General features: G+C 74.7%; 14 protein-coding genes and 1 pseudogene. 9 read left to right on the forward strand and 6 right to left on the reverse strand.

From position 1 onward, the window contains the following. Window positions 1-37: 37 nt before the first annotated feature. Window positions 38-814 carry a LamB/YcsF family protein gene (locus tag ACH4OW_RS05535; RefSeq protein WP_398025166.1) on the reverse strand — a complete coding sequence of 259 codons (777 nt, stop codon included), beginning with the start codon at window positions 812-814 and terminating at the stop codon, window positions 38-40. Between the two features lie 251 nt (window positions 815-1,065). Between ACH4OW_RS05535 and ACH4OW_RS05540 the strand changes: the two genes are divergently transcribed. From ACH4OW_RS05540 to ACH4OW_RS05570, 7 genes are all read left to right on the forward strand, one after another. Continuing rightward, entirely contained in the window at window positions 1,066-1,791 is a 726-nt protein-coding gene (locus ACH4OW_RS05540; protein ID WP_360138277.1) for a GntR family transcriptional regulator, read from the forward strand. Between the two features lie 123 nt (window positions 1,792-1,914). Continuing rightward, complete coding sequence (locus ACH4OW_RS05545) at window positions 1,915-2,622, forward strand: DUF969 domain-containing protein (RefSeq protein ID WP_360138280.1); 708 nt, start codon at window positions 1,915-1,917, stop codon at window positions 2,620-2,622. Beyond that, window positions 2,619-3,587, forward strand: a complete 969-nt coding sequence (locus tag ACH4OW_RS05550; RefSeq protein WP_360138283.1) for a DUF979 domain-containing protein — start codon at window positions 2,619-2,621, stop codon at window positions 3,585-3,587. The genes ACH4OW_RS05545 and ACH4OW_RS05550 overlap by 4 nt, the downstream gene beginning before the upstream one ends. A 75-nt stretch (window positions 3,588-3,662) precedes the next feature. Then, window positions 3,663-4,316, forward strand: coding sequence for a pyroglutamyl-peptidase I (gene pcp, locus ACH4OW_RS05555; protein ID WP_398025170.1), 654 nt, complete (start codon window positions 3,663-3,665; stop codon window positions 4,314-4,316). Between the two features lie 55 nt (window positions 4,317-4,371). Further along, entirely contained in the window at window positions 4,372-5,913 is a 1,542-nt protein-coding gene (locus tag ACH4OW_RS05560) for a hypothetical protein (protein ID WP_360138289.1), read from the forward strand. A gap of 130 nt (window positions 5,914-6,043) precedes the next feature. Then, complete coding sequence (locus tag ACH4OW_RS05565) at window positions 6,044-6,925, forward strand: hypothetical protein (protein ID WP_360138363.1); 882 nt, start codon at window positions 6,044-6,046, stop codon at window positions 6,923-6,925. Window positions 6,926-7,016: 91 nt separating this feature from the next. Continuing rightward, entirely contained in the window at window positions 7,017-11,780 is a 4,764-nt protein-coding gene (locus tag ACH4OW_RS05570; protein ID WP_398025173.1) for a hypothetical protein, read from the forward strand. On the opposite strand, the pseudogene ACH4OW_RS05575 reads toward ACH4OW_RS05570, so the two are convergent. The 5 genes and pseudogenes from ACH4OW_RS05575 to ACH4OW_RS05595 form a co-directional block, all read right to left on the reverse strand. Beyond that, a pseudogene (locus ACH4OW_RS05575) lies at window positions 11,761-12,897 on the reverse strand (aromatic ring-hydroxylating dioxygenase subunit alpha); the annotation flags it as partial. The gene ACH4OW_RS05570 and the pseudogene ACH4OW_RS05575 sit on opposite strands and share 20 nt — an antisense overlap. Further along, complete coding sequence (gene solA, locus ACH4OW_RS05580; protein WP_360138295.1) at window positions 12,894-14,090, reverse strand: N-methyl-L-tryptophan oxidase; 1,197 nt, start codon at window positions 14,088-14,090, stop codon at window positions 12,894-12,896. The pseudogene ACH4OW_RS05575 and the gene solA, both read right to left, overlap by 4 nt. Before the next feature lie 22 nt (window positions 14,091-14,112). Beyond that, on the reverse strand, window positions 14,113-16,581 hold the full coding sequence (locus ACH4OW_RS05585) for an FAD-dependent oxidoreductase (RefSeq protein WP_398025176.1): 2,469 nt from the start codon (window positions 16,579-16,581) through the stop codon (window positions 14,113-14,115). Next, window positions 16,578-17,663 (reverse strand): S-(hydroxymethyl)mycothiol dehydrogenase, encoded by a 1,086-nt coding sequence (locus tag ACH4OW_RS05590; protein ID WP_360138301.1) that lies wholly within the window; start codon window positions 17,661-17,663, stop codon window positions 16,578-16,580. Before ACH4OW_RS05590 ends, ACH4OW_RS05585 begins: the two co-directional genes overlap by 4 nt. A 272-nt stretch (window positions 17,664-17,935) precedes the next feature. Beyond that, window positions 17,936-18,742: an IclR family transcriptional regulator gene (locus ACH4OW_RS05595; protein WP_398025178.1), complete on the reverse strand. Its 807-nt coding sequence runs from the start codon at window positions 18,740-18,742 to the stop codon at window positions 17,936-17,938. Between the two features lie 173 nt (window positions 18,743-18,915). Between ACH4OW_RS05595 and ACH4OW_RS05600 the strand changes: the two genes are divergently transcribed. Further along, the gene (locus ACH4OW_RS05600; RefSeq protein WP_398025180.1) at window positions 18,916-19,260 is read left to right on the forward strand and encodes a bifunctional 3-phenylpropionate/cinnamic acid dioxygenase ferredoxin subunit; all 345 of its coding nucleotides are present in this window, start codon (window positions 18,916-18,918) and stop codon (window positions 19,258-19,260) included. Then, window positions 19,257-20,549 (forward strand): NAD(P)/FAD-dependent oxidoreductase, encoded by a 1,293-nt coding sequence (locus tag ACH4OW_RS05605; protein ID WP_398025183.1) that lies wholly within the window; start codon window positions 19,257-19,259, stop codon window positions 20,547-20,549. Before ACH4OW_RS05600 ends, ACH4OW_RS05605 begins: the two co-directional genes overlap by 4 nt. Window positions 20,550-20,781: the final 232 nt, after the last annotated feature.

A 20,781-nucleotide genomic window follows, 5' to 3' on the forward strand; every position in this document is an offset into this window, starting at 1 on the left:
CGGCCGGCCGGGGTGCGGCCGCCGCGGGTCGCCGTGCTCACGCGAAGCTGCCGATGCGTACGCCGGCCGCGGTCAGTTCGTCGCGCACCCGCCGGGCGAGGTCCGCGGCACCGGGGGTGTCGCCGTGCAGGCACAGCGAGCGCGCTTCGACCCGTACGGTGCTGCCGTCGACGGCGGTGACCGTGCCTTCCGTCGCCATGCCCAGGGCGCGCTTGACGACCTCGTCCGGGTCGTGGACGACGGCGCCCGGCTCGCGGCGGGAGACCAGCGTGCCTTCGGGGGTGTAGGCGCGGTCGGCGAACGCCTCGCCGATGACGGGCAGGCCGACGCGGCGGGCCGCCTCGTGCAGTTGGGAGCCGGGCAGGCCGAGGATGGGCAGGGGAGTGCCGGCGGTCCGTACGCCCTCCAGGACGGCGGCGGACTGTGCCTCGTCGTGGACGCAGCGGTTGTAGAGCGCGCCGTGCGGCTTGACGTAGCCGACCCGGGTCCCGGCGGCGCGGGCGAAGACCTCCAGCGCGCCGATCTGGTACGCGATCTCGTCGGCCAGCTCGCGCGGCGGGACGTCCATGGCCCGGCGCCCGAAGCCCGCGAGGTCGCGGTAGGAGACCTGGGCGCCGACGACGACCCCGCGTTCGGCGGCCAGCTCGCAGACCCGGCGCATGGTGCTCGGGTCACCGGCGTGGAAGCCGCAGGCCACGTTGGCGCTGGTGACGACGGACAGGAGGGCCTCGTCGTCGGTGAGCTGCCAGCGTCCGAAGCCTTCCCCGAGGTCGGCGTTGAGGTCGACGAGGGGGGCGGTCACCGGGTCGCTCATGTAAGTCGTACGTCCGTTCCGGGAGTGGCCGCGCGGCGGGCGCACGGGCGGCGGGTCACTGGCTGCGGGACCGGCCGGCCCGTATCCGTAGTGGCTCTCCCCCTGAGGCACTCGGGCCGGCCGGTGGTCAGGCCAACGTAAGCGATCGTTCAACGATCCGACAAGAGGTGTGTTGTCTCGTTCTGCCATCTGGGATTGACTGCCGTCCACAGCACACGGGGTGCACGCACGGGGCGGAAGCGGGGACGGCGATGGCGGGCGGAGTGACACGGGGCGATCGGCACAGGCTGGCCGAGGTCTCGGAGCTGGCGGGCGACCGGGTGCTGCTGGGGCGCTCCAGCACCGCGGAACGGGTCGCCGACATTCTGCGGGACCGCATCACCGAGGGCTACTTCCCGCCCGGCGCGCGGCTGTCCGAGGAGAGCATCGGCGGGGCCCTGGGGGTCTCGCGCAACACCCTCCGCGAGGCGTTCCGCCTGCTCACGCACGAACGCCTGCTGGTGCACCAGCTCAACCGCGGGGTTTTCGTGCGCATCGTGACGGTGGCGGACCTGGACGACATCTACCGGGTCCGTACGCTCGTGGAGTGCGCCGCCGTCCGGAGCCTGGGCGAGCCGCCGCACCCGGTGGGGGCGATGGAGGCCGCCGTGGTGGCCGGCGAGACGGCCTTCGCCGAGCGCGCCTGGCGCGACATGGGCACCGCCAACCTCCGCTTCCACCAGGCGGTGGCGGGCATGGCGGGCAGCCCGCGCACCGACGAGCTGATGCGCGGGGTGCTCGCGGAACTGCGCCTGGTCTTCCACGTGATGGACGATCCGCGGCGCTTCCACGCGCCGTACCTGACCCGCAACCGGCAGATACTCGAAGCGCTGCAGGCCGGGGAAGCGGCCGAGGCGGAGCGGCTGCTGGAGGTCTATCTGGAGGACTCGCGGGCGCAGCTTTCGGGGGCGTACGCCCAGCGCATTTCGGCGCAATAGGGCGCGCATCGACGGGCCGATGTTCGCTTCCGCCGACCCCTTGTCGGATCGTTGAACAATCGCCTAACCTCCTCGCATCCTCCTCACGGTCCACGTGGGGTCCCGTATGCGGAAGGCGGACCCATGATCGTGCTTCTCGGCGTGCTCGTGGTCGTGGTCGGCTTCGCCACCAAACGCAATGCCCTGCTGGTCGTGGGCGTCGCGGGCATCGTCACCGGCCTGCTGGGCGGCCTCTCGCCGCAGGAGGTCCTCGCGGCCTTCGGCTCCGGTTTCGCGAGCAGCCGGGCGGTGACGATCTTCGCGATCACCCTCCCGGTGATCGGCCTCCTGGAGCGCTACGGCCTCCAGGAGCAGGCCCGGCGCCTGATCGCCCGCTTCGCCAAGCTGACCACCGGCCGCTTCCTCGCCCTGTACCTGGGCATGCGGCAGATCGGCGCGGCCGTCGGCCTGACGCACGTCTTCGGGCACGCGCAGACCGTGCGCCCGCTGGCCGTGCCGATGGCCGAGGGCGCCGCCGAGCGCAAGCACGGGCGGCTGACCGAGAAGTCGCGGGAGAAGGTCCGCTCGTTCTCCGCCAGCGCCGACAACGTGGGGCTGTTCTTCGGCGAGGACGTCTTCCTCGCGGTCGGCTCGATCCTGCTGATCACCAGCTTCGTCAACACCACGTACAACACCCACCTGGAGCCGCTGCACCTGGCGCTGTGGGCCATACCGACCGCGCTGTGCGCCCTGGCCGTGCACGGCTGGCGCCTGCTGCGCCTGGACCGGTACCTGGAACGCGAGCTGGTCGCCGCCAACATCGAGCCCGTCGCCGAGGGAGCAGCCAAGTGATCAAGGCAGAGTGGTTCTTCTGGCTCGTCGGCCTGAGCTTCCTGGTGATGGCCTCCCAGATGCTCACCGACCGCAGCAACCCCAAGCGCTTCGGCACCACCGCCTTCTGGGGCCTGCTCGGCGCCGGCTTCGTCTACAGCAGCTGGGTGGTCGAGAAGAAGGCACCGGCCGAGCCGCTGGGCGCGGCCGTGCTGATCATGATCGTGCTGGCCGGATTTGGGTTCACCGGGCGCGGTACGCCGCGCACCACCACCCCCGAACAGCGCGAGGCCAGCGCCCTGAAACTGGGCAACAAGCTGTTCGTGCCCGCGCTGGCCATCCCGGTCGTCGCCCTGGTGTGCGCCGTCGGCGTCAAGAAGCTCTCCATCGGTGGCGAGCCGGTCCTCCAGGAGGGCAGCGAAACCATCCTGGGGCTCGGCATCGGCGCCGTCGTCGCCCTCGTCGTCGGCATGGTCATGCTGCGCGAGAAGCGGATATCGGTCCCCGTGCAGGCCGGGCGCTCCATGCTGGAGGCGATGGGCTGGGCGATGCTGCTGCCGCAGCTGCTCGCCACCCTCGGCACCATCTTCCAGCTCTCCGGCGTCGGCACCCAGGTCGGCAAGCTGGCCACCTCGGTCCTGCCGGAGGACTCCCTGTACGTCGCGGTCGTCGTGTACTGCGTCGGCATGGCCCTGTTCACCGTGATCATGGGCAACGCGTTCGCGGCCTTCCCCGTGATGACCGCCGCCGTCGGCTGGCCGGTGCTCATCGAGCACTTCCACGGCAGCGCGCCCGCCGTCCTGGCCATCGGCATGCTCGCCGGGTTCTGCGGCACGCTGGTGACCCCGATGGCCGCCAACTTCAACATCGTCCCGGCGGCCCTGCTGGAACTGAAGGACCAGTACGGCCCGATCAAGGCCCAACTGCCCACCGCCGGCGTGCTGCTCGGCTGCAACATCGTGGTCATGGCCCTGTTCGCCTTCTGACCGCACCCACCACCGCACGACACGAACCGCACACGGACCGGGGCGCCGCGCGGCTCACGAACGACAGGGAACGCCATGACGCGCACCACCCGCATCCTGCTCACCGGATTCGAACCCTTCGACGGTGAGAGCTCCAACCCCTCCTGGGACGCGGTGCGGGAGGCCGCCGCCGCGCCGCCCGCCGGGCTGGAGACCACCGCCGTCGAACTGCCCTGCGTCTACGGGCGCTCGCGCACCGCGCTGCGCGAGGCCGTCGCGGCACACGACCCCGACGTCGTCCTGTGCGTCGGACAGGCGGGCGGCCGCCCCGACCTGACCGTGGAACGGATCGCCGTCAACGTCGACGACGCCCGCATCCCCGACGTCGCGGGCGCCCAGCCCATCGACGAGACCATCGTGCCCGGCGGCCCCGCCGCGTACTTCGCCGCGCTGCCCGTCAAGGCGTGCGTGGCCGCCGTGCGCGAGGCGGGGGTGCCCGCCTCCGTCTCCAACACCGCGGGCACCTTCGTGTGCAACCACGTCTTCTACGACCTGATGCACCTGATCGCCACCGAGCGGCCCGCGCTGCGCGGCGGCTTCGTGCACGTGCCGTACGCCCCGCATCAGGTCGCCGGCCGGTCGCTGCCCTCACTCGCGGTGAGCGCCGTCGCCGAGGGCCTGCGTGTGATCGCCGCCACCGCCGCACGTACAAATGTGGACATCAAGGCCGTGGGAGGCGCCACGCACTGACCTCGGCCCCGTGCCGTTTCGTCCGTTGTCAGTGCGAGCGCCTACGCTGTGCGACGTGACTTTTCCTGCCCCGGGGACCGCTGCGTCCCAGCTCAACGGGCCGGCCCGCCCCGAGGGGCCGGCCAGGCCCGCGCCGGGCCCGGCCGCCGACGAGGGCCTGGCCCGCCGGCTGCGCGCCCTCGCGTGCACCGCGCCGCTGCACGACCTCGACGTGCGCAAGGCCAACCTCGCCGGCGAGTACGGGGTGTACGCGATGGCGGAGGTGGCGCTCGCCGCCATCGACCTCGTCACCCTCAACATGGACTTCGACACCGGCGCCGACCACGAGCAGATAGTGGCCAGGCTGCTGCCGCGCATCGCCGCCCAGACGCCCCGGCGCCCCGCCGGCGAGCACGAGCGCGTCGCCCGCTGGGTGCTGGAGAACCTGATCAACGTCGGCAGCGTCGACCGCGGCTTCCGCGCCGTGTACGGCACGTTCGGCCCCGAGGGCGAGTACGTCCGCCGCGACTACGACTTCAAGCTCATCGAGGAGGTCCCCGGCCCCGGCGGCGGTGTCTACCTCCGCACGACCGACGAGGCCGTCAACGTCCTGGTCGGCGCCCTCGACACGGACGTGACGAGCGCCCAGATCGCCGCCGAGGTCAAGCTGGAGGTGCTCATCAGCCGCGGCCGGCTGGCGGACGCCCAGCTCGCCGCCGAGCAGGCCCGCTACCGCACCGTGCAGTACGCCGAGACGCTGCGCCGCACCCTGGACGCCACCCGCCGCAACGTCCGCGCGGTGGACTGGCTGCGCGCCGTCCCCGACATGATCGCCGAGGCCCTCGACCACGTCGCCGAGCGCTACCGCCACGAGAACGCGATCCTCACCAACATCCGCAAGGCCCGCGACGAGACCGAGGACCAGGAGCACAAGCGCCGCGCCGCCGAGCTGGTCGACATCGTCAAGGACTGCATCCGCCGGCACACCCAGCTCCAGTCCCGGCTGCTGGAGGCGGGCCCCCTCTTCCGCGCGGAGCAGGACCGCCAGGCGTTCGCGCCGCCCGCCGGCCGCTCCGGCCTCGACCTGTACGGCCAGCTGGTCGCCCCGGTCCTGCCGCTGCCCGTGGAGCAGGCCACCCGGGTCACCGACGCCTTCTTCGCGCGCGGCACCGGATTCCGTACGCAGTCCTCCGTACGGATCGGCGACCTCGTCGGCCTGCTGCTCACGCCGCCCGTGGAGCGCGAGCACCTCGGCGCCGAGATGCCCGAGCCCGACCTGATCGCCACCCCGGACGACAGCCGCTTCTCCGAGGAGCAGCTCGAAGCCGCGCAGGCCCTGCTCGACCTGCCCGCCGACGCGCCCCGCCGGCTGTCCGGCCTGCTCGCCGAGGCGCGCCGCGCCGACCCCGAACTGCCGTACCTGGTCGCCCTGCTGGCGGTGCACGCCGCCAGCCCGCCGGTCGGCACCGCCTACCGCCAGGGCGAGCAGCAGCTGCTCTTCGCCGTCGACGACGGCACGGTGCTGGAGGACGAGGAGTTCGGCGGCGCCGACCTCATCGTCGGCAAGGCCCTGCTGGACGCGGCGGGCATGGCGGCGGACCGCTCGGAGGTGGCGTGATGCCGGCCGGGCCCGGCGCGCGCAGGACGCCGTCAGCAGGGCGGCACAGGGAAGTTCGCATGGAGGTACGGGCGTGAGTGAGTACGGAACCGGCGCCGAGGGCGGCGCCGAAGACCCGGCGCAGGCAGACCTGAGCGCCGCGGCGGAGCAGCCGGCCTGGTCCGCGCCCGCTCCGGCGGGCCCCGCGCCCGTGACACCCGCCGACGCGGCGGACGCCGCGCGCCTCGTCTCCTTCGGGCTCCAGCCCAAGCTGCTGCCCGCCCGGGACGCCGAGTACGGCGAACTGCTGCGCCGCTACCGTGACGAGCCCGCCTTCGCGCGGCTGGCCGACGCCGTCGCCACGGGGCTCGGCCTGGTCGTCCTGGAGGTCTCGCCGCGCGCCGGCATGGCCGTCACCGCCGACGAGGACTCGGTCTTCGCGGTACGGATGGGCGACTACGCCCGCCGCGCCTCCGCCGACTCCGCCGACCGCTTCCTGCACGGCCTGGCCCACCTCGCCGTCGCCGCCATGGCCTTCCCCCGCCCCGAGGACCTCGCCGACGACGGCTACATCGGCCGCATCACCGTCAACGGCGTGGACGCCTTCGTCCGGCAGGCGTGCCGCCGCCTGGAGGAGCGCGCCGAGGAGCAGGGCGAGAACACCGACCCGGCCACCGACGCGCCCGGCCTCGAAGCCGCCTGGCGGACCTACGCGCGGCGCAGCGCGACCGGCGCCACCAAGGACGCGCGGCGGCTGGCCGGTTCGACCACCGGCATCATCGCCAAGGCCGTCGCCTTCCTCGTCGACTCCGGCTTCCTCCAGCGCACCGGCGACGACGCGGGCGGCGCGTACCGCACCACAGCCCGCTACCAGCTCCAGGTGCGCGACATGGCGGGCAGCGCCGCCATGGCCGAGCTGCTGGAGCTGGGCGTCGTCCCCGTCGGCGACGGCAGCGCCACCCTGCTGCCCGCCGAGGACACCGACGACCTGGAGCTGGTCTCCGACGCGGGCCTGCCCTTCCACTCGCCCTGACCCACCGGGCCCGGCCGCCGCGCCCGGCCCCCGCCCCACCGTCCGCCGGTCCACCGACCACCGTCCGCTCACACAACGAGAGTCCGCCGCCATGTACGAGCTGTCCCGGGTCCGCCTCTACTCCATCGGGCCCGCCGGTGCGCGCTACGCCGACACCGTGCTGGACCTGCGGGGAGTCGGCGCGCCCGTGCCCGACCCGGCGCCGGCACAGGCGGACTTCTTCGAGGAGGAGCCGGTCGGCCCGCCGCGCCGGCCCGCCCCCGCCGGCGTCCTCTTCCTGGAGAACGGCGGCGGCAAGTCCGTCCTGCTCAAGCTCATCTTCTCGGTGATGCTGCCGGGCCACCGCAACACCCTCGGCGGCGCCAGCTCCGGCGTGCTGCGCAAGTTCCTGCTCGCCGACGACTGCGGCCACGTCGCCCTGGAGTGGCAGCACACCCTCACCGGCGAGTCCATCGTGGTCGGCAAGGTCAGCGAGTGGCGCGGCCGGCAGGTCTCCAACGACCCGCGCAAGTTCGCCGAGGCGTGGTACAGCTTCCGCCCGGGGCCCGGCATGAGCCTGGACTCGCTGCCGGTGGCCGAGGCCACGGTCGTACGGCCGCGCGGCGAGGGCGGCGAGGGCGCCTCGGGGGCGCAGGGCCGCCGCCGGACGATGAAGGGCTTCCGCGACGTCCTCGTCGAGGCCGGCAAGAACTACCCGAACCTGGACGTCTCCTGGGTCGAGATCCACGAGCGGTGGAACGAGCACCTCGGCGAACTGGGCCTGGACCCCGAACTGTTCCGCTACCAGCGGGAGATGAACGCCGACGAGGGCGAGGCCGCCGGCCTCTTCGCGGTCAAGAACGACTCCGACTTCACCGACCTGCTGCTGCGCGCGGTCACCGACACCCGCGACACCGACGGGCTCGCCGACCTCGTGCACGGCTTCGCGCACAAGCTGGGCCGCCGCGCCGAGCTGACCGCCGAGCGCGACTTCACCGCCGGTTCGCTGGACCTCCTGTCGCGCATCGCGGAGGCGGCCGAGCAGCGCGAGACCGCCCGTGACGTGCACGCCGGCGCCGAACGCCGGACCCGTACGCTCGCCCGGCGGCTGCACGCCCGCGGCACCGAGGAGCGGGGCCGCGCCGCCGAGTTCGCCGAGCAGGTCGCCACCGCCGCGCACGCGGTCACCGACGCCGAACGGGTGCGCGAGCGCCGCGCGCTGATCTCCGCCGAGATCGCCTACCGGCACGCGTCGCTGGCGCTCGCCGCCGCCGAGAAGGGCGCCGCCGCCCAGCGCCGCGAGCTGAACGACGCCCGTACGCTGCACTCCGCCTGGCAGGCCGCCGAAACGGTGCTGCGCCACCGCGCCGCCGCCGACCGGGCCACCCGCGTCGCGGCCGCCATCCGCGAGGCCGAGCGGGACGCCGCGCCCGCGCTCGCCGCCCGTACGAAGGCCGCCACCGAGCTGGTGCGCGCCCTCCAGGCCGCGGCCGACGTCAGCGAGGGCATCGCCAACGAGCAGGAGGAGCGCTCCGCCGCCCTCCAGGACACCAGCGACACGGCGCACCGCGACGCCACCGCCGCCGCGACCCACGCGCAGCGCGCCCGCAGCGAGGCCGAACACCTCAAGCAGCGGCTGGCCGAGGTCGAGCAGGAGACCGCCGAGGCGGTACGGGCCGGCTGGCTCGACGACTCGGCCCCGGACGCCGACCCGGCGCGCGCCGCGCTCGCCGCGGCGGACGCGGAGAAGTCCACGGTCGAGGGCTGGGACGCGGCCCGCGAGGCCGCCACCCGCTCCGCCGACCGGGCCCGCGAGGCCGCCACCCGGCTCGCCGCCGCCGAACTGGCCGCGGCCCGCGCCGAGGACGCCGCCCAGGCCGCGGAGCGCGCGTACGACGCCGAGCGGCAGGCCGCCGAGTCGATCGGCGCCGAACAGCGGCTCGCGGAACTGCTCGGGCTGCCGCAGGCCGCGCCCAAGGCGGGCGTGCCCGGACCGCGTACGGACGCCGACTCCCCGGAGGGCGACGGGCCGGGCCGCGCCCGCCGCCCCGCCTCCGAAGGCCCCCTGACCGCCGAGGAGCTGGACCGGAACGCCGACGACCTGCGCGACCTGCTCGACGAGGGCGTGGCCTCCGCCGAGCGCCAGCTCTTCGACCTGCGTACCGCCGCCGCCGACGACGCCCGCATCCTCGGCGCGCTGGGCGACGGCGGCCTGCTGCCGCCGGGACCCGACGTGCTCGCCGCCGTCGAGTACCTGGGCGAGCACGGCGTGCCCGCGCTGCCCGGCTGGCGCTACCTCGCCCAGTCCGTCGACCCGGCCGACCACACCCGGGTGCTGGCCTCCCGCCCCGAGCTGGTCGACGGCGTCATCATCACCGACCCGGAGACCCACGCCCGCGCCCGCGAGGTGCTCGCGCAGGCCGCGCTGCTGCCGCGCTCCACCGTCGCCGTCGGCACCGCCGCCGCCCTGCTCGCGCCCACCCCCGCGCCCGACGCCCAGGACAGCGGCGTCTTCCTGGTCCCGCCGAACCCGGCCATGCACGACGAGTCCGCCGCGGACGAGGAGCGCCAGGCGCTGCGGGCCCGCGCCATAGAGCGCGACGAGGAGATCCGCGAGCTGGCGGCCCGGCTCGCCGGCGACCGGGCGCTGGCCGCCCGCCTGTCCTCCTGGCGCACCGGCTGCCCGCAGGGCCGCCTCGCCGAACTGGCCGCCGCCGCCGAACAGGCGCGTACGGCCGCGGACACCGCCGCAGGGGAGCTGGCCGAGGTCCGCACGGTACGGGCCGAGGCCGACGAGGAGGCCGCCGAGACCGCGCGGGTGCGCGACCAGCGGCAGGAGGCCGCGCAGCGCGCCCGCCGGGTCGCCGACGCCCTCGCCGGGCTCGCCCACCGGCTGCGCGAACGCGCCTCCTGGCAGGCCAGGCTGCGTGAACTGGCCGACGAATCGGCCGAGTTGGAGGCGCGCGCCGAGGAGTGCGTGGACCGGGCGCGGGCCGCCGACGAGGACCGCCGCACCGCCCAGCGCGCCGCCGACGACGCCCGCCGCACCGCGCACGCGCTGCGCGCCGAACGCGCCGAGATCGCCGGTGTGCCGGACGACGTCGGCGCGGACGGCGCCGAGCCCGCCACCGCCTCGCTGCCCGCCCTGCGCGAGGCGTACCGCGCCGCCTCCCAGCTCTACGAGAAGGTGGGCGTCGGCGCCGACCTGCGCGCCGAACAGGCCCGCGCGGAAGGTGACGAGAGCGCTGCCCTGGCCGAGCTGAACCGTCTCACCAACAAGGTGCGCACGCGCGCCGAACAGCTCCTGGAGAGTCCGGACGCCGCCGACGGCCCGTCCCGGCAGGCCGCCGCCGCCCGCGCCGAGGCCCTGGTCTCCCGCCTGGAGGCACGCGCGTCGGCCGCCAGCGAACAGCTGGGCCGGCTGCGCGGCGAGGCCGAGCGGCTGGCACCGGCCGACGGAGAGGCGCACACCGCGCTGCCCGAGGACATGATCCCCGGCGACGCGGAGCGCGCGAAGGAACTGCTGCGCACCGCCAACGCCGAACTGACCACCGCCGACGACGCGCTGGAATCCGCCCGCGCCACCCACACCGAGCTGCTGCGCGCCCACCGCGCCGCAGAGGACGCCGCCGCGGGCTTCGACGAGACCGCCGCCATGCTGCGCGACCTGCTGCGCGACGCCCAGGAGGACGAGGGCGAGCGCCCCGAGCCGTACGCGGGCCGGGTGGAGGACGCACGGCAGGCGGCGGCCGAGTCCCGCCGTTCGCTGCGCGGCTGCGCGAGCGACCTGTCGGCGGCCGAGGCGGCGGTGCGCGAGGCGAGCGACGTGCTGGTACGGCACGCCAACTCCACCAAGTACGAGCAGGTCCGCACGCCCGCCCGCCAGCAGATCCGCGAACTGCCCGCCGCCGCGCTGCCCGAGCACGCCGCCAAGTGGGCCGACGCCTTCGCGCCCCGGCTGCGGGTGCTCACCGACGAACTGGCGCAGCTGGAGCGCAACCGCGACAGCATCGTGGACCGGCTGCGCGGCCTGGTCGAGTCGTCGCTGACCACGCTGCGCTCGGCCCAGCGGCTGTCCCGGCTCCCCGAGGGCCTGGGGGAGTGGTCGGGCCAGGAGTTCCTGCGCATCCGCTTCGACGACCCGGACCAGGCCACGCTGACCGAGCGGCTGGGCGAGGTCATCGACGAGGCGACGCGTTCGGCGGTCAAGAAGAACAGCGACCTGCGGCGGGACGGCATGTCCCTGCTGCTGCGCGGGGTCGGCGCGGCGCTCCAGCCGCGCGGCGTGGCCGTGGAGATCCTCAAGCCGGACGCGGTGCTGCGCGCCGAGCGCGTCCCGGTCGGGCAGATGGGCGACGTGTTCTCCGGCGGCCAGCTGCTGACCGCGGCCATCGCCCTGTACTGCACGATGGCCGCGCTGCGCAGCAACGACCGCGGCCGCGACAAGCAGCGGCACGCCGGCACGCTGTTCCTGGACAACCCCATCGGCCGCGCCAACGCGACGTACCTGCTGGAGCTCCAGCGTGCCGTCGCCGACGCGCTCGGCGTCCAGCTCCTCTACACCACCGGCCTCTTCGACACCACGGCGCTCGCCGAGTTCCCGCTGGTCATCCGCCTGCGCAACGACGCGGACCTGCGGGCCGGACTGAAGTACATCAGCGTCGAGGAGCACCTGCGGCCCGGCCTGCCGCAGCAGGACTCCGGTCCCGAGGCGGTGCACGGGCAGATCACGGCGACGCGGATGTACCGGCGTCCCGAGGACGAGCAGCCGCAGGCCCGGCCGGAGCCGGGGCCGGACTTGGAGCCGGAGCCTGAGAAGCCTCAGGTGCCCCAGGCATCTCAGGAGCACCCGGAGCCCCCGGCAGCAGCCGGGTGACCCACCGGTGGAAGTCGCCGATGTGGTGCTCGCTGGGGACGAGCACCCCGCCGGCCCGGTAGGCCCGCGAGTCCATCGCGGGCTGGGTCCGCTCGCAGGCCGCGAAGTCCTGCGCGTTGACCCGGTGGAAGAGCTCCACCGACCGGGTCAGGTCGGCCCCCGAGGCGACCACCTCCGGCGCGTACAGCCAGTCGCACTCCACGACCGTGCGGTCCGCGGCCGCCGGGAACATCCGGTGCACGATGACGTGGTCCGGCACGAGGTTGAGGAAGACCTGCGGGCGGACGGTGACGGCGTAGTAGCGGCGGTCCTGGCCCTCGTCGATGCCCGCGATACGGGCGAAGCCGCCGCTGCCGTCGACCGTGAACCCCTCGGCCTCGTCCGCGAACGCCGCGCCGTGCCCCACGTAGTACTGCGCCGCGAAGCCGTCCGCGAACTCCGGCAGCACGTCGGTGAGTTCGGGGTGGATGGTGGCGCAGTGGTAGCACTCCATGAAGTTCTCGACGATCAGCTTCCAGTTGGCGCGCACGTCGTAGCCGATGCGCCGCCCGAGGGCCAGCCCGTCCACCGCGTACCGTTCGATCGCGTCAGCGCCGCCCAGCCGTGCGCCGACCGCGCCGATCACCGTCTCCTCGAAGGAGGGCGGTTCGTCGGCCAGGCACACCCACACGTAGCCCAGCCACTCGCGCAGCCGGACCGGCAGCAGCCCGCGCTCGGCCCGGTCCACGTCCGGCATCCGCCGCAGGTTGGGCGCGGCCACCAGCCGCCCGTCCAGGTCGTACGTCCAGGCGTGGTAGGGGCACTGGAGGTTGCGGCGGACCTCGCCGGACTCCTCGGTGCACAGCCGGGCGCCCCGGTGGCGGCAGACGTTGAGGTAGGCGCCGAAGCCGCCGCGCCGGTTGCGGACGACGAGCACGCTCTCCCGGCCGACCCGGACCGTGCGGAAGGCGCCCGGCCGCCGCAGGTCGGCGGCGCGCACCGCGCAGAACCACAGCGACTCGAAGACGTACTCCTGTTCCTGGCGGAAGACGGCGGGGTCGGTGTAGAGGGCGCCGGGGAGGGTGCTGGTGAGGCTGGCGCCCGTGGTGGTTCCGGCGCTCTCGGCAGCGAGGGTCATCGGACGCCTCCTGAGGCGGACGGGGAAGGTGAGGTGGCGGCGGCCGTGCGCGGACGCTCGGGTGCGAACAGCCCTACGGGGTGCGCGGTCCGCCCGGTCAGCGCCAGGTCGGCGAGGATCTCGCCGACCACCGGCACGAACTTGAAGCCGTGGCCGGAGAAGCCGCAGGCCACCGTGACCGCGTCGGGGTGCGCCGGGTGCCGCGCGATGACGAAGTGCTCGTCGGGGGTGTTGGTGTACATGCAGGTGGCGGACTCCAGGTGGCGGCCGGGCAGGGACGGCAGCAGCCGGGCCGCCTGCCCGGCCATGTCCCGTACCTCGTGCTCGTGCACGGTCCGGTCGACGGTCTCCGGCGTGCACCCGGTGCCCCGGCGGAAGAACGCCACCTTCGCGCCGCGCCCCGGCCCGTCGATGGCGGGGAAGCCGTAGATCTGTACGCCGTCCGCGTCCTCCCAGATGTAGACGGGGTGCCGCTCCGGGACGTAAGGACCGGTGCCTCCCTCGGGCTCGAACCAGTGCATGACCTGGCGCTCGACGCCGAACGGCACCCCGAGGTCCGACAGCAGCCGCGGAGCCCAGGCGCCCGGGCAGACGACCAGCTGCCCGGCGGTGTAGACGCCTTCGTGCGTGTGCACCCGCACGCCGCGCCCGCCCGGCAGCGCTTCCCACCGGGTGACCGGCTCCTGGAAGCGGAGGTCGGCGCCGCCCTGCGCGGCGAGCTGGAGCTGTGCGGCGACGGTGTTCTCCGGGCGTACGAATCCGGCGCGTGCCTCGTAGAGCGCGACCTCGTCGGCCGCGGGGGTGAGCGTCGGGAAGCGGCGCCGGATCTCCCGGGCGTCGAGCATCTCGTGCGGCAGGTCCCAGGTACGGGCGGAGCGCAGCGACCCGGCGACGGTACGGCTCTCCGGCCGCCCCAGCATCACCCCGCCGCACAGCGTGGCGATCCGCCGCCCGGTGGAACGTTCCAGCTCCTCGTACAGCTCGTAGGCGCGCAGCAGCAGGGGCACATACGCCGGGTCCTCGAAGTACGACTGGCGGGTGACGCGCGAACCGCCGTGGCTGGAGCCGTGGCGGTGCACCGGGCCGAACTTCTCCAGCCCCAGCACGCGCGCCCCGCGCGCGGCCAGGTGGTGGGCCGCGGCGCTGCCCATGCCGCCGAGGCCGATCACGATCACGTCATGGGTGGGGGACAAGCGGACCTCCATCAGAAGCGCGCTAGCTGCGCAGGTGTTCCATGGCGGGGTCGAACAGCGGCTCGGCGGCGACCGTCGCCGCGGCCTTCTGCCCGAAGTACTCGATGTGCACGGCCGTCCCGGGCACGGCGGCCCGCGCCGGCAGCCACGCGTACGCGACCGTCCGCCCGACGGTGTAGCCGTACGCCGCGCTGGTCACGTAGCCCGAGGGGGCCCCGTCCACGTACACCGGCTCCTTGCCCATGACGACCGCCGCCGGGTCGTCGAGCGTCAGGCACGCCAGCCTGCGCCGCACGCCGTCCGGCGACCGTCCCGCCAGGGCCGCGCGCCCCACGAAGTCGCCCTTGTCCATCCGGACGGACCGGCCCAGGCCCGCTTCGTACGGGTCGTGCTCGGTGGTCATGTCCTGGCCCCAGGCGCGGTAGCCCTTCTCCAGGCGGAGACTGTCGAAGGCGGCGCGCCCGGCCGCGACCACGCCGTGGCGCTGCCCGGCCGCCCACAGCGTGTCCCACAGGCGCAGGCCCAGATCCGCGCTCGTGTACAGCTCCCAGCCCAGCTCGCCGACGTACGACAGCCGCAGCGCGGTCACCGGCACCTCGCCGAGGTACGCCTGCTTCGCTGTGAAGTAGCCGAAGGCGCGGTGCCCGAAGTCGGTGCGGGTCAGCGGCTGGACGAGGTCGCGGGCGCGCGGGCCCCAGACGCCGACGCAGCAGGTGCCGGGCGTGAGGTCGCGGACCCGCACGTCCGCGGGCGCGTGCCGGGTCAGCCAGTCCAGGTCCTGGCCGCTGTTGACGCCGACCTGGAAGCGGTCGGCCGCCAGCCGGGCCACGGTCAGATCGCTGCGAATGCCGCCCGCGTGGTCCAGCAGCAGCGTGTACGTCACGGAGCCGGGCTTCTTCGCGAGCTGGTTGGTGGTCATGTACTGGAGGAAGGCGGGCGCGCCGGGGCCGCTGACCTCCAGGCGCCTGAGCGGCGACATGTCGTGGAGCGCGACGCGCTCCCGGGTGGCGCGGGCCTCCGCGGCGGCGACCGGCGACCAGTGCCGGGCCGACCAGGCGTCCCGCTCCGGCAGCGGGATGCCGTCCGCCAGCGGGGCGTTGGCCTCGTACCACTGCGGGCGTTCCCAGCCGGCGGCTTCGAGGAAGTACGCGCCCAGCTCGCGCTGCCGCTCGTACCAGGGGCTGACCCGCAGCGGGCGCGGGCGGCGCGGCGGCTGGAGCGGGTGGATGACGTCGTACACCTCGGCGAACTGCCGGCGGGCGCGCTCGGTCACGTAGGCGGGGGAGCGCTGGGCGCCCTCGAAGCGGCTGATCTCGCACTCGTGCACGTCGGTGGCGGCGCGGCCTTCGACGAGCCATTCGGCCAGCGCCTTGGCGACGCCCGCCGCGTGGGTCACCCACACCGCCTCGGCCAGCCAGAACCCGCGCAGTTCGGGGGCCTCGCCGAGCAGCGGCATGCCGTCGGGGGTGAAGGAGAAGACGCCGTTGAAGCCGTCCTCGGCCGTGGCGCCGGACAGGGCGGGAAGCAACCGGCGGCTGTCCTCCCAGCTCGGGGCGAAGTCGTCGGGCGTGAAGGGCAGGGAGGAGGGCATCACGGGCGCGTCGTCGAAGGCGGGGACGGCGTACGGGTCGACGGGCAGCGGGCGGTGCGCGTACGACCCGATGCCGATCCGCCCCGTGCCGGGCCCGGCGCCGTCCCCGACGTGTTCACGGAAGTACAGGTCGCGCTCCTGGAAGCGCAGGACGGGCCGCCGGCCGTCCGGCCCGGCGAGCACGGACGTCTTCACGTACTGGTGGGCCAGCGGCAGCAGCGGTACGCACACGCCCGCCATCGCGCCGATCACCGGGCCCCAGAAGCCCGCCGCCGAGACCACCACGTCCGCCGGGAAGGTGCCACGGTCGGTGACGACGGCCGTCACCCGGCCCGCGTCCTGCTCGATCCCGGTGACCGTGTGCCGCTCCAGGAAGCGGGCGCCCCGGCGCCGCGCGCGCCGGGTCTGGGCGCGGGCGGCGGGCAGCGCCCTCGCCAGCCCGTCGCCGGGCGTGTGGAAACCGCCCAGCACCCTGGTGGCGTCCAGCATCGGCCACAGCCCGGCGCACCGCCGGGCGTCGGCCAACTCGCCCTCGATGCCCCAGGAGGCGGCCAACCCGGCCTTGCGGTGCAGTTCGGCCCACTGCTCCTCGGTGGTGGCGATCTCCAGCCCGCCGACGGCGTCGAAGCACGGCCGCCCGTCCTCGGCGAGCGCGCTGAACTTCTCGACCGTGTACGCGGCGAAGTCGCTCATGGTCTTGGAGGTGTGGGTGCGGAAGACCAGTCCGGGCGCGTGCGAGGTGGAGCCGCCGGGGGCGTGCAGCGGGCCCTGCTCCAGGACGGTGACGTCACGCGCGCCGCGCGCGGTGAGCTCGTCGGCGAGCGAGCAGCCGACGATGCCCGCGCCGACGATCACGATGCGGGGCGGCACCGGGCCGCCCGTACCGGCCCGCGCGTTCACAGGACCACCACCGAACGCAGTACCTCGCCGCGCCGCATCCGCGCGAAGGCCGCCTCCACGTCCGCGAGGCCCACGGTCTCCGAGACGAAGGCCCCCAGGTCCAGCTTGCCGCTCAGGTGCAGGTCGATCAGGACCGGGAAGTCCCGGCTGGGCAGGCAGTCCCCGTACCAGGAGGATTTCAGGGACCCGCCGCGCGCGAACACGTCGAGCAGCGGCAGCTCGATCCGCGTGTCCGGCCCGGGCACGCCGACCTGGACCAGGGTGCCCGCCAGGTCCCGCATGTAGAAGCCCTGCCGGTACGTCTCCGGGCGGCCCACCGCGTCGATCACGACGTCCGCGCCGTGCCCGCCGGTCAGGGCGCGCACCGCCTCGACCGGGTCGGTGCCCCGGGAGTCGACGGTGTCGGTGGCGCCGAAGCGCTCGGCGGCGTCGAGCTTGCCGCCGTCGATGTCGACGGCGATGACGCGGCGCGCCCCGGCCCTCGACGCCCCGGCGATGGCGGCGTTGCCGACGCCGCCGCAGCCGATGACCGCCACGGTGTCGCCGCTGCCCACGCCCCCCGTGTGCACGGCGGCCCCGTACCCGGCCATCACCCCGCAGCCGATCAGCCCCGCCGCCTCGGGCCGGACCGCCGGGTCGGCCTTCACCGCCTGCCCGGCCGCGACCAGGGTTTTTTCGGCGAAGGCGCCGATGCCGAGTGCCGGGGTCAGGGCCGTGCCGTCCAGCAGCGTCATCGGCCGGCCCGCGGTGCGGGAGTCGAAGCAGTACCAGGGGCGGCCGCGGCGGCAGGAACGGCACCGGCCGCACGGCGCCCGCCAGGCCAGCACCACGTAGTCGCCCGGCGCGAGGCCGGTGACGCCGGGGCCGGCGGCCTCGACGACGCCCGCCGCCTCGTGGCCGAGCAGGTAGGGGAAGCCGTCGCCGACCGCGCCCTCGCGGTAGTGCAGATCGGTGTGGCACACCCCGCACGCCTGCACGGTGACGAGGACTTCGCCCGGCCCGGGGTCGGGGACGAGGATCGGCAGCACCTCGACGGGCGCGCCTTTCTTGGCGGCGACGACGGCGCGGGCTTCGTGCGGCATGACTCACTCCTAAACAGCGCCTGCGGGGGCAGGGGCGGGTGCGTGGAGCTGGCACGGATGCCGTTATGGGGGATGGCGGGGCACCCGGGCCCGCGAGGACGCGGGCGACCGCGTGGACCAGTCGGGGAACCGGGGGAGGAGCAGGGAACCGCGGGAGGCGGACGAACGCCCTGTGAGCCCTGGGTGTTGCCCATGGCGCGCTGTGTTGCGCCATGAGAGTCATGCTGGAAGTCCGTCAGCGATCCGTCAAGAGGGTGCCGGGTCACCGTCCGTCAGCCCGCGAAACCCATCCGGCGCGAGAGGTCCGCCGCCGCCTTCACCACCTGCCCGGCCAGCTCCGGCAGCAGCGCCCGCGCCATCCGGTACGCCGGGCCCGAGACGCCGATCGCGCCGATCACCGCACCGTCGTGCGCCCGCACCGGCGCCGCCACCGCGTTCAGCCCGACCTCCAACTCCTCGCGGGAGCAGGCGAACCCCTCACCCGCGGCGGCGGTCAGCTGCCGGCGCAGTTCGCCCGGCGTGGTCAGCGTGTTGGCGGTGAACCTGGCGTGCTTGCGTTCCACCAGGCGCTCGCGGCGCTCCCTGGGCAGGTGCGCGAGCAGCACCTTGCCGCTCGCGGTGGCGTGCAGGGGCGTGCGCCGGCCCAGCCAGTTGTACGCGGTGACCGCGGCCGCGCCCCGCGCCTGCATGATGTTGACCGCCGCGTCCCCGTCCAGGACGGCGATGTTGGCGGTCTCCCCGGTGTCGTCGGCGAGCGCCCGGCACACCGGCTGGCCCTCCTGCGAGATGTCCAGCCGGATGGCGGCGGCCCCGGCCAGCCGCAGCACCCCGGCGCCCAGGTAGTACTTGCCGCGCTCGTGCTCCTGCTCCACGAGCCCCCGGTTCTCCAAGACGCCCAGGATGCGGAAGGCGGTGGACTTGTGCACCCCCAACTCCTCGGCGATCTCGGTGACTCCGGCCTCGCCGAGCCGGGCCAGGATCTCCAGGACGCTCACCGCGCGGTCCACGGACTGGACGGATCCGGCCGCTGACCGCCTCTCCTCGGACCGGTCGCCGGCCGCCTCGGTCGTCTTCGACATGGGTCTTTGCTTCACCACCCGTTGGCCCCGCGGGGCGCCTCGCAAGGAGCGGGGGCCGACAAGCGCCGGTGGGCCCTTGACGGCGCGCTTCCCGGTCTGGATTCTGTTGCGCATCGCGCTCTGCGATGCGTTATTCAAAACGCCATGATACCGATCAGCGCTGGGGGAGCCAGATGATTCCCGTCTGCCGCACCGAGGACCTGCCCGAGGGCGGGGCCGTACGGATCGAGATCGACGCCACCACACCCGCCATCGCCGTCTTCCGCAGCGAAGGCGCCCTCTACGCCCTCGACGACACCTGCAGCCACCAGGACGCCTCGCTCTCGGAAGGCTGGGTCGAGGGCTGCCAGGTCGAATGCCCCCTGCACGCCGCCCTGTTCGACCTGCGCACCGGCGTGCCCAGCTGCCTCCCCGCCCGCCGTCCCGTCCGCACCCACGAGGTCACCGAGGCCGACGGCATGATCCACGTCAGGCCCGCCGCGCGGGAGGCCACCGTACGGGAAGACGCCTACGCATGAGGACCGTCACCGTCGTCGGCGCCTCGCTGGCCGGGCTGTACGCGGCGCGGGCCCTGCGCTCCGAAGGCTTCGACGGCCGGCTGGTGATCGTCGGCGCGGAACGCCACCGCCCGTACGACCGGCCGCCGCTCTCCAAGAGCTTCCTCACGCAGTGGCCGCCCGCTGCCGCGGAGCCGGAGGACCTCCGGCTGTGCGACCGGGACGAGGAGGACGCGCTCGCCGCCGAATGGCACCTCGGCACCCGGGCCACCGCACTGGACACCGTGGGACGCACGGTGACCCTCGACACCGGCCGCACGGTCCGCACCCTGCGCACCGACGGCGTCGTCATCGCCACCGGAGCCGCCCCGCGCACCCTGCCGGGACCGCCGCTCGCCGGCGTGCACGCCCTGCGGACCGCCGACGACGCCGTCGCCCTGCGCGCCGCACTGCACGACGGGACGCCCCGCGTGGTCGTCGTCGGCGGCGGATTCATCGGCGCCGAGGTCGCCTCCTCGTGCGCCGCGCTCGGACTGCACGTGACGGTCGTCGAGGCCGCACCCCTGCCGCTGGTGCCGCAACTCGGCACCGACATGGCCCGCGTGTGCGCCGCCCTGCACGCCGACCACGGGGTACGGCTCCTGTGCGGCACCGGCGTCAAAGGGCTGCTGGGCGACGGGACGGGCCGCGTCCGGGCCGTCGAACTCGCCGACGGGCGGCTGCTGGACGCCGACGCGGTGGTCGCCGGGATCGGGGCACGCCCCGCCACCGGCTGGCTGACCGGGTCGGGACTGCGCCTGGACGACGGCGTGGTGTGCGACGCGGGTGGTGTGACGGCGGCCCCGCGGGTGGTGGCCGTGGGCGACGTGGCGCGCTGCGCGGGCGTCCGCTCCGAGCACTGGACCAGCGCCACCGAACAGCCCGCGACGGCCGTGCGCAATTTGCTCGCCGGCACCACCGTCGCGCGGCACACCGCCCTGCCGTACTTCTGGTCGGACCAGTACGGCGCGCGGCTCCAGCTGGCCGGGCGGCGCGGACCGCACGACACCGTGCGGATCGTCGAGGGCGACCCCGGCGACCGGAGCTTCCTGGCCGTCTACGAACGCGACGGACGCACCACCGCGGCGCTCGCCGTCAACCGGCCCCGGCCCTTCATGCGGCTGCGCCGCCGACTCTCGACGGAGGCTCGGGAGCCTTGCGGGCCGCCCGGCCCTCCCGCCGCGCCTGCCGGCGCTCCCGGCGCAGCGTCCTGGCCGTACTGCTGGGCTGCGAACGCACCCCGTTGCGCTGCACCCACACCTGGCGCGTGACCCAGACGTCCAGCACCGCCCACGTGGCGACCACCGTGCTCGCGACCGTGCTGAGCACGGCGGGGAAGGCCAGCCAGGCGCCCGCCATCGTGCACAGGAACGCCACCATGGCCTGAATGAGCGTCACCGCCGCGATGATGACCGCGCGCACCGCGGCCGTACGCACCGGGTCCGGCATCCGGTACCGGGTGGCCGGCTCCTCCTGCCACAAGGGACGCCTGCCGCCGACCAG

It is taken from the genome of Streptomyces sp. NPDC017056 (assembly GCF_044332485.1).
Lineage (GTDB): Bacteria > Actinomycetota > Actinomycetes > Streptomycetales > Streptomycetaceae > Streptomyces.